The 10210-nt window shown below is 48.3% G+C and carries 9 protein-coding genes; 4 read left to right on the plus strand and 5 right to left on the minus strand.

What is annotated here, in order from left to right; all coding sequences use genetic code 11:
- Positions 1-502 (minus strand): sugar ABC transporter substrate-binding protein (locus tag CAG68_RS00470; protein WP_161440648.1); only part of this gene is annotated, 502 nt, incomplete at its 3' end.
- 113 nt (positions 503-615) lie between these two features.
- On the opposite strand from CAG68_RS00470, the gene asnC reads away from it, so the two are divergent.
- Complete coding sequence (asnC, locus tag CAG68_RS00475) at positions 616-1080, plus strand: transcriptional regulator AsnC (RefSeq protein WP_005389595.1); 465 nt, start codon at positions 616-618, stop codon at positions 1078-1080.
- 66 nt (positions 1081-1146) lie between these two features.
- On the opposite strand, the gene prlC is transcribed toward asnC, so the two are convergent.
- On the minus strand, positions 1147-3189 hold the full coding sequence (gene prlC, locus CAG68_RS00480; protein ID WP_161440649.1) for an oligopeptidase A: 2043 nt from the start codon (positions 3187-3189) through the stop codon (positions 1147-1149).
- Positions 3190-3589: 400 nt separating this feature from the next.
- Between prlC and CAG68_RS00485 the strand changes: the two genes are divergently transcribed.
- Together CAG68_RS00485 and gorA are read left to right on the plus strand one after the other, a co-directional pair.
- Positions 3590-4429, plus strand: coding sequence for a 23S rRNA (adenine(2030)-N(6))-methyltransferase RlmJ (locus CAG68_RS00485; protein ID WP_161440650.1), 840 nt, complete (start codon positions 3590-3592; stop codon positions 4427-4429).
- Between the two features lie 259 nt (positions 4430-4688).
- Entirely contained in the window at positions 4689-6044 is a 1356-nt protein-coding gene (gene gorA, locus CAG68_RS00490) for a glutathione-disulfide reductase (protein WP_161440651.1), read from the plus strand.
- Between the two features lie 80 nt (positions 6045-6124).
- On the opposite strand, the gene CAG68_RS00495 is transcribed toward gorA, so the two are convergent.
- A complete protein-coding gene (locus tag CAG68_RS00495) occupies positions 6125-7030 on the minus strand; it encodes a LysR family transcriptional regulator (RefSeq protein WP_005379156.1) in 906 nt (301 codons plus the stop codon).
- Positions 7031-7151: 121 nt separating this feature from the next.
- Here CAG68_RS00495 and xapA point away from each other — a divergent pair, with 121 nt between their 5' ends.
- Entirely contained in the window at positions 7152-7976 is an 825-nt protein-coding gene (gene xapA / locus CAG68_RS00500; protein WP_005379149.1) for a xanthosine phosphorylase, read from the plus strand.
- 105 nt (positions 7977-8081) lie between these two features.
- Here the strand turns inward: xapA and CAG68_RS00505 are convergent, their stop codons facing one another.
- Positions 8082-8693 carry a bifunctional 4-hydroxy-2-oxoglutarate aldolase/2-dehydro-3-deoxy-phosphogluconate aldolase gene (locus tag CAG68_RS00505; protein WP_005394384.1) on the minus strand — a complete coding sequence of 204 codons (612 nt, stop codon included), beginning with the start codon at positions 8691-8693 and terminating at the stop codon, positions 8082-8084.
- Between the two features lie 9 nt (positions 8694-8702).
- Complete coding sequence (locus CAG68_RS00510) at positions 8703-10079, minus strand: GntP family permease (protein WP_012841240.1); 1377 nt, start codon at positions 10077-10079, stop codon at positions 8703-8705.
- Between the last annotated feature and the right edge of the window lie 131 nt (positions 10080-10210).

The following is a 10210-nucleotide window of genomic DNA, read 5'->3' on the forward strand; positions in this document are numbered from 1 at the left end:
CCTCACCGGTCACCGAGTGGTCACTGACGATGAGAACTTGTGTGTAGTTCGGATGTAAGCGCTCAATAAGAGCGAGATTCGCTTCCAAATCGACATCTTCCATGACTCCGGTTGCATTCAGAGAACGATGTAAAGAAGGATGGTAGTTATTAATGCCGTTAAATATAACTGGGGTGTCTTTGATGATTGGGGCTAAACGCTGCATGAGTTCAAGCGCATTGTTATCGCTCACTAAAATGGCATCGAATCGCTCTTTGCGTAATTTCGTAAGATATAAGGATTTTAGTTGTGCAAAAAACTGCTCACTCTGGTTACGTTTCGAGTCTAGATAGAGCACACGCATGTCCAGCGCTCGATCGCCCAGCTGTTGCTCGATGCCTCGCTGTATGGAGTCCGTCCAGAAAAAACCCTGATGATAGGAGTGCACGACCAACACCTTCGGATCTGAGGCCGTAGCAAACGCGCTCCAACATAGCGCGGCAATAACCAGAAAACGCTGCACATTATCTCCATAGCTCGGAGTTAACCCGCAGTTACTCCTGCCAAACCTTGTGAATCCTATCCGCTATGAGTATAAAAGGGAGGTAAAACTCTATCCCTAACGGAAATCATAGTATGAATGCGAGCCTGCCGAAACTCGACGACCTTGACCGCGCAATATTAAAAACACTGATGGCTGACGCCAGAACGCCCTACGCAGAAATGGCAAAGCAGTTCGATGTCAGCCCTGCCACTATCCATGTGCGTATCGAGAAGATGAAGTCGGCGGACATCATCGAAGGAACGGAGGTGATCATCAATACCAAAAAGCTTGGCTACGATGTGTGCTGCTTTATTGGTATTAACCTCAATGCAGCTCGTGATTACCACTCCGCGTTAGAAAAACTCAACGCGCTCGACGAAGTCGTTGAAGCTTACTACACCACGGGCGCGTATAACATATTCGTCAAATTGATGTGCAAATCGATTGAAGAGCTGCAATTTGTACTGATCGACAAGCTGCAAGCCATTGATGAGGTTCAGTCCACGGAGACACTGATATCGTTGCAGAACCCGATCAACCGCAACGTAAATCCGTAAAATTTTTTATAAAAACTGTACAAACAAGGCCAACCGAACGGTTGGCCTTGATGTTTTTTGCTCAATTTACGCCGCAATACCCGAGTGGCGCAACAGTGCATCGATTTGTGGCTCGCGGCCACGGAAGCGCTTGAACAGCTCCATTGGCTCTTCACTGCCCCCCATTTCTAGGATGTTGTTCAGGAAGCTTAGACCCGTCTCTTTGTTGAAGATGCCTTCTTCTTCAAAGCGAGAATACGCGTCTGACGACAGCACTTCAGCCCATAGGTAGCTGTAGTAACCCGCACTGTAGCCACCAGCAAAAATATGGCCGAAGCTGTGTGAGAAACGCGCCCACTCAACCGCAGGAACTACCGCGACTTTCTCTTTCACTTTCGCCAGAGTTTCCAGTACACGCGCACCCACTTCTGGGTCATATTCAGTGTGAAGCGTGAAATCGAACAAGCCGAATTCTAGCTGACGCAAAATACCCATCGCAGATTGGAAGTTTTTCGCTGCGAGCATTTTGTCTAGCATCGCTTTCGGTAGCGGCTCACCTGTCTCATAGTGACCAGAAATGAACGCCAGCGCGTCCTCTTCCCAACACCAGTTTTCTAGGAACTGACTTGGTAGCTCAACCGCATCCCAAGGCACGCCATTAATACCTGAAACAGCACCTGTATCAACTTGCGTCAACATGTGGTGGATTCCATGACCAAATTCATGGAATAACGTCACGACTTCATCGTGCGTGAACAGTGCTGGTTTGTCGCCCACTGGACGGTTGAAGTTACACGTTAGATACGCAACCGGTGTTTGCAGCTCGCCAGATAGCGTAACGCGACGACCACGACAATCATCCATCCACGCGCCGCCACGTTTGTGTTCACGAGCGTAGAGATCTAGGTAGAAGCTGCCACGGAGTGTGCCTTCAGCATCAAAGATATCGAAAAAGCGCACGGACTCATGCCAAGTGTCTACGCCTTCGCGCTCAGTAACGGTCATGCCAAACACGCGGTTTAGCACTTCAAACAGACCGCTCACGACTTTTGACTCTGGGAAGTATGGGCGCAGTTCTTCATCCGAAATTTGGAACAGGTGCTGCTTTTGTTTCTCGCTGTAGTAAGCGATATCCCAAACGCTCAGCTCTTCAACACCAAACTCACTTTTCGCAAACTGACGTAACTCTTCGACTTCACGTTCACCTTGCGGTTTCGCTCGTGTCGCTAGGTCATTCAGGAAGCCCAGCACTTGATCCGGCGTTTCAGCCATCTTTGTTGCTAACGACTTTTCACTGTAAGTATTGAAACCTAGCATACGTGAAATTTCATGGCGCAGTTTTAGCTGCTCAGTAATGATTTCTGAGTTATCCCATTTGCCTGCGTTTGGACCTCGATCAGAAGCGCGCGTCACGTACGCTTCGTACACTTCTTTACGCAACTCTTGGTTATCGCAGTACGTCATGACAGGTAGGTAAGATGGGATATCTAGCGTAATGAGGTAACCATCTAACTCTTTTGCTTCTGCGGCAGCTTTCGCTGCTGCCAGCGCCGATTCTGGCATACCTGCTAGGTCTTTCTCGTCTGTGATGTGCTTGGTCCAACCCATGGTGGCATCCAGCACATTGTTAGAGAATTTAGAACTCAGCTCAGACATACGTTTGCTGATCTCGCCGTAACGGTGCTGCTCATCGGATGGCAAACCAATGCCTGATAACTCGAAATCACGCAGTGCATCAGTGATGGTTTTCTGCTGGGCACGAGTTAACGTTGCAAATTCTTCGCTCGCTTTGATGGTTTTGTACGCTTCGTACAACCCTTTGTGCTGACCAACCCAAGTGCCGTACTCTGACAAAATTGGTAGGCAACTTTCGTAAGCTTCACGTAGCTCTTCGCTGTTCACTACCGAGTTCATGTGACCCACTGGCGACCAGATGCGGCTTAAGCGATCATCCGCTTCTTCAATTGGCGCAATCACACTGTCCCAAGTTGGGTGAGCGTTGTCTTGTAGAACTTCATCGATTTTTGCTCGGCAGTCAGCAATCGCTTCCTCAACGGCAGGCTTGATGTGTTCTGGTTTAATTTGAGAAAACGGAGGTAGGTCCGTAAACGTCAGTAGAGGATTAGACATGAATAATTCCTTTTGTGTTTTGACTCTGTGATTGCCTGTCTATTTTGTGTAGATAGGCCAACTCAATGTACAGACGAGCCAGCAACATGGATTGGGGGGAGCTCCGTTCCCTTTCTCTATGCCGCGATGACCATCATATAGTCAACCAGCGCTACTCTGTCCTTGAGTCTTGTTATACCTAAATGAAATTTCACACCCTTTTGAGTGCGAGAAACTCACCTAGTTCAATTCGATTACCAATAGTAAGTGTGGGTGACTTAAAGAAATTTCAATAGCGTCCCCTTATCAGAGGAACAGATTTGATTGGAAGTTCTACATCTTTAAGTTACTTGAGTATAATACCGCCATAGAGTGAAAATCACAGACCACACTCAACCAAAGAGTGTTTCGAGAGTTTAATTTGTTAAGTTACCGCCACAGCTTCCACGCTGGCAACCATGCCGACGTGGTCAAACACATCGTTCAAAGCCTCATTCTTGATGCGCTGAAACAAAAAGATAAGCCATTCGTTTATCACGATACCCACTCGGGTGTGGGCCGTTACGATCTGACTCACGAATGGTCTGAAAAAACGGGCGAATACAAACAAGGCATCGCACGTATTTGGGATAACCCAAGCATTCCCGAAGACATCAAAAGCTACATCGATGCCATTAAAGTGCTCAACAATGGCGAGAAGCTGCGTTACTACCCAGGCTCACCACGTGTGGCGCGCGCGCAAATCCGCCCACAAGATCGCATGGTGCTGACCGAGTTGCACCCGGCCGATCACCCATTGTTAGAGCAAGAATTCCATCGTGATCGCCAAGTGAGCATCTTCAAAGAAGACGGATTCCAACGCCTCAAAGCAAGCTTACCGCCACAAGAACGTCGTGGTTTGGTGCTGATTGACCCACCATACGAACTCGCGAAAGAGTACCGCGATGTGCTGCGAGCGATTCATCAGAGCCATAAACGTTGGGCAACCGGTATCTACGCGATTTGGTACCCAGTGGTAAACCGTCACGACATCGAAGATATGATCGAAGGCTTGGAAGCACTGGGCATTCGTAAAATTCTGCAAATCGAGTTAGGTGTTGCACCAGATACCAACGAGCGCGGCATGACGGCATCCGGCATGATTGTGATTAACCCGCCATGGAAACTGGAAAGCCAGATGAAAGAGATTCTGCCATTCCTGCAAGACGCGATCGCACCAGCAACTGGCCACTGGAAAGTGGACTGGATTGTGCCAGAGTAAGCACTTCAGTACTGATATCTTCAAGCGCAACGATATTCTCGTTGCGCTTTTTTATGCTCTCACCTTCTCCCTCCAATCGTGCTTATTCTTCTTTTTGTGCCTCTCATCGCTATTTGTCATAAGTATTGTCGCTTTTTCCCATTTAGGAATTAGTCGAATTCGATTTATGATAGTGGGATAACGGTGGCATTGAGTTCGGGCAAGGTCATCCCAATCTATCTATGTACCAGATAAAATTTATAAGCTCTTGGAGAAAGTAATGGCGACTCATTTTGACTATATCTGTATCGGTGGCGGCAGTGGCGGCATCGCATCTGCAAACCGTGCGGCGATGTACGGCGCGAAAGTTGCGCTAATCGAAGCTCAAGACCTTGGCGGTACCTGTGTAAACGTAGGTTGTGTACCGAAAAAAGTGATGTGGCATGGCGCGCAAATCGCAGAAGCAATGAACCTGTACGCTGAAGATTACGGTTTTGATGTCGACGTGAAAGGTTTCGACTGGAGCAAACTGGTTGAGAGCCGTCAGGCATACATCGGTCGTATTCACCAATCTTACGATCGCGTTCTTGGCAACAACAAAGTAAACGTGATTAAAGGCTTTGCTAAGTTTGTTGACGAAAAAACTGTCGAAGTAAACGGTGAACACTACACAGCAGATCACATACTGATCGCGGTTGGTGGTCGTCCTACTATTCCAAACATTCCAGGCGCTGAATACGGCATCGATTCAAACGGCTTCTTCGACCTAGCAGAGCAACCAAAACGCGTTGCGGTTGTGGGCGCAGGCTACATCGCAGTTGAAATTGCTGGCGTACTGCACGCGCTAGGTACAGAAACGCACCTGTTCGTACGTAAAGAGTCACCACTGCGTAGCTTCGATCCAATGATCATCGATACATTGGTTGAAGTGATGGACGCAGAAGGTCCAAAACTGCACACCCACTCTGTACCAAAAGAAGTGGTAAAAGAAGCCGATGGCAGCCTAACTCTGTACCTAGAAAACGGTGAAAGCCAAAACGTTGACCAACTGATTTGGGCAATCGGTCGTCACCCAGCGACAGACGCAATCAACCTAGCGTCAACCGGTGTGGCAACGAACGAAAAAGGCTACATCAAGGTAGACGAATACCAAGAAACTAACGTGAAAGGCATCTACTGTGTGGGTGACATCATGGAAGGCGGTATCGAGCTAACACCAGTAGCAGTGAAAGCGGGTCGTCAACTTTCTGAGCGTCTTTTCAACAACAAACCAAACGCGAAGATGGACTACGATTTGGTACCAACTGTGGTATTTAGCCACCCACCAATCGGCACTATCGGTCTTACAACGCAAGAAGCGGAAGAGAAGTACGGCAAAGACAATATCAAAGTCTACACGTCTGGCTTTACGGCGATGTACACCGCCGTTACTAAGCACCGTCAACCATGTAAGATGAAGCTTGTATGTGCGGGCGAAGAAGAAACGGTTGTTGGTCTGCACGGCATCGGTTTCACGGTAGATGAAATGATCCAAGGCTTCGGCGTAGCAATGAAGATGGGCGCAACCAAAGCAGACTTCGACTCTGTTGTGGCTATCCACCCAACGGGCTCAGAAGAGTTCGTAACGATGCGTTAATTACGCGCTAATCGCATTGCTGATTTCAGCGAATCATTTGAAAAGGTCATCTTAGGATGACCTTTTTTGTTATCCCATGCTTAACTCGCATTCTCTAATAATGTGCGAATAAACTCGGCTTTAATAGCACTCTCCTGCTTACCATCATGAATCAGACACAAGTCTGCACGCAGTGACTCTTTCAGCTTGATAAAACGAATCCCATGCCAATGATGCTGAGAAAACGTCGACGGCACCAACGTCACGGTATTGCTGTTTGCCACATACGCCATCAAGGTGCTTGGCTCCACCACTTGTTTGCCAATATGGGGTGAAAAGCCTTCTTGCAGACAGGCATTGATGATGAAGTTTGCCGAGGCTGAATTCGCCAAACTCATAAACGCAAACTCACACGTCTTTAAATCTTGGAGCCGCAGCAAAGATTTGCTGGCTAACTCATGTTGCTCCGACACCGCCACCACAAACACATCTTTGCCCAAAGATACCGACTGATACGGATAAATGTTGAGTGCATCAGCAAAACGCACAATGCCCACATCGATTTTCTTCTCGCTAAGGTGCTTCTTTTGCGTCTCTGGGTTAAGGTCAAAAATGTCGGCGTGATAAGTGTCATGCTCAGCATGGAAGCGCTGTAACAGACGATCAAATCCGCCCCAAAATGCGCTACTTACCACACCAACTCGCAGGATATTTCTCTGGTTCAACCCCACTTGCTGCACTTGATTGAGCGAGACATCCAAGGTCTGAAAAATCAGTTGGCATTTGGACTCCAACAATCGTCCGGCCTCCGTTAGCATGACGTTTCTTGAATCACGCTCAAACAGTTTGACGTTAAGTACCTCTTCCAACTCTTTGATGCGATTGCTCAACGGCGAATTGGTGATATTGAGGTTCTCGGCCGCCTTAGTGAAATGCTTGGTTTGTGCGACCTCGTAAAAGTAACGCAGCATCTTCAGCGTCACGCGCTCAAATGGTTCTGACTTCATGCATTGAGTCCTAGCGAATTTCATCATCCTCTTTTTAAGGATGATAGTAGCGAATAAAGCAAAGATAACCAGCGCAGAAAGTCACACAATGGAATCAACACACAACCAGAAGGTGACTAACATGAATCACGATCCAGTAATCGGCGCGCTACAAACCATTCGCGAACGCAAACCAAACTTCCAACCTAAAGCGGCGTTTATTTTAGGCTCTGGCTTAGGCGTATTGGCAGACGAACTACAAGACAAAGTGGTCATTCCATACGAAGAGCTCGAAGGCTTTCCGGTTAGTACCGTGCAAGGCCACTCTGGTGAGTTGGTGCTTGGTACCATGGGCGGCGTAGACGTAGTGTGCATGAAAGGTCGCGGTCACTACTACGAACACGGCTCAATGAAGGTCATGACCACGCCCGTGCGCACCTTTAAAAAGCTGGGCTGTGAGTTTTTGCTCGTCACCAACGCGGCAGGTTCACTTCGCCCTGAGCGTATTGATGTCGGCTCTCTAGTGGTATTTCATGATCACATCAATACCATGCCTGAATCGCCAATGATCGGTCCGAATGATGAAGAGTACGGCCCGAGGTTCTTCAGCCTCGCCAATGCGTACGACAAAGACCTGCGCGCAGAAGCGTTTGAAGTTGGCAAAGCCAATGGTATTCACCTCAATGAAGGCGTGTTTGTCTCTTACACAGGCCCCAACTTTGAGACCGCAGCCGAAATCCGCATGATGCAAATCATCGGTGGTGATGTGGTGGGCATGTCGGTCGTGCCAGAAGTGATTTCTGCGGCGCATTGCGGCTTACCCGTATTGGCAGTGTGTGCGATCACCAACATGGCAGAAGGCTTGGGAGATGTAGAATTGTCTCACGCCCAAACATTGAAGTGCGCGAAGCTAGCCGAAGCAGATTTCATTCGCTTTATTAAGCGCTTTATGAAGCATCACTTCTAAAACCGTTTCATTCCCAAAAGCAAAAGGGTCATCAAGTAACTTGATGACCCTTTTTCGTATCACGTTTTCTAACGTTCGGGGGCATTTCGGAGCCGTTTGTGCGTTTTACTTAACTGCGCGAACCAATTCAGCAATGCCTTCCCAATCGCCGTTGTCCATCATTGCGGTTGGCACCATCCAAGTACCGCCACAAGCTACAACCGATTTCAGCGCTAGGTAATCTTCCACGTTGGATGGGCTTACGCCACCTGTTGGCATGAATTCAACTGGGTAAACCGCCGTGAGTGCTTTCAACATGTTTACGCCGCCTGATGGCTCAGCAGGGAAGAACTTCAACGTACGCAGACCCATCTCCATCGCTTGCTCAACCAAGCTTGGGTTATTTACACCCGGTACAATAGTCACGCCACGTTGCTGACAGTATTTCACTGTGGTTGGGTTGAAGCCTGGGCTAACGATAAAGTCCACGCCCGCTTCGATTGCGATATCCACTTGTTCTGTGGTCAGAACGGTGCCCGCGCCAATCAACAGTTCTGGGTACGCTTCACGCATGATGCGAATCGACTCCGCCGCTGCTTCGGTGCGGAATGTCACTTCCGCACATGGTAAACCGTTTTCTACCAACACTTTTGCCAGTGGCAGAGCGTGTGCTACGTCGTTGATTGCGATAACTGGGACGATTTTGATTTCTCTTAATCGTTGTTCAAGTGTTGTCATGGGGAACCTCTAAAGAATAAAGCTTAATGTTGCGACGATAATAAACGCGATACCGCCAAGTAACGTTTCCATTACCGTCCAAGTTTTTAATGTGGTTTTCTCATCCATCTCAAGCAGACGAGAGACCAACCAGAAACCAGAGTCATTGAAGTGAGACAGTACCGTTGCACCACCCGCAATCGCGATTACGATAAAGCAAAGGTCTAGTTCACTCAAACCTGTTGATGCAGCCACAACTGGCGCGATAAGAGCCGCCGTAGTGGTTAGCGCTACGGTTGCCGAGCCTTGAGCAACACGCAGACAGGTTGAAATCACAAACGCCGCCACAATCACAGGCATACCTGTGTCTGTAAGAACGTCAGCCAGTGCATCACCGATGCCGCTTGAGCGCAGTACACCGCCAAACATGCCACCTGCACCCGTTACAAGGATAACGCCACAGATTGGAGCCAATGACTCACCACACAATTTTTCTAGTTTTGCCATGCCGTAGTCTTTGGCAAACACAGCCAGACAGACAATCAAAGTGATCAGCAACGCAACTGGGGTTTTACCTAGCATACGTAGGAACTCAACCAGTGCCGTTTTGCCATCAATCACACCCGCAACCGCCAGTGTGTTCAATACCGTATCCAAACAGATTAGCAGGACTGGCAGCACAAGGATGGTCATAACCGTGCCAAATTTTGGTGCGTTGCGCTCATCCACCATCGCTTCGCCATTAAAGAAGGCTTTAGATAGTGGGATATCGAATTTTTTGCCCGCGTACAAACCAAATAGGTAAGCGCCAAGGTACCAAGTTGGAATAGCAACCAAAATACCCACCACCAATAGCAGACCGATGTTTGCGCCAAGGAATTCTGCCGCTGCAACCGGACCTGGGTGTGGTGGAACAAACGCGTGCATAACCGCAAAAGCACCAGCTGCAGGCAACGCGTATTTAATTGGTGAGCCACCAAAACGAGCCGCCACACTTAGGATGATTGGCATCATCACTACAAGGCCAGCATCGAAGAAGATTGGGAAGCCAAACAGTAATGAAGCGACGCCCAAAGCAAATGGTGCGCGCTCTTTACCAAAGCGACCAATCAAAGTGTCTGCCAGCACTTTCGCACCGCCAGTCACTTCAAGAATTTTACCGATCATCGCACCAAGACCAACCAGCAATGCCACGGAAGCCAGCGTGCCGCCGAAGCCGCCCATCATGGTCGATACGACTTTCTCTGAAGGAACGCCAGTGGCGATTGCCGTACCTAAACTCACCATAGTAAGAGAAGCAAAAGCATGGACTTTCAGTTTAATGATCAGAACGAGTAACGCTGCAATGGCAAGGCCTGCAATCGTCAGTAGGAACGTAGGATCTGGGGCTTGGGTTAATTGCTCCATAGGTTCACCTTTAAGAATTATTGTTTGTGTTATGGTTCACATTTATTTCAGTTACCGGTAACATGTTACCGATAACATTAATAAGATAAACCCATATTTTAAAGTGAATTCAAAAATTGAGATCACGCGCA

It is taken from the genome of Vibrio sp. V42_P2S4T144 (genome assembly GCF_009904715.1).
Lineage (GTDB): Bacteria > Pseudomonadota > Gammaproteobacteria > Enterobacterales > Vibrionaceae > Vibrio > Vibrio alginolyticus.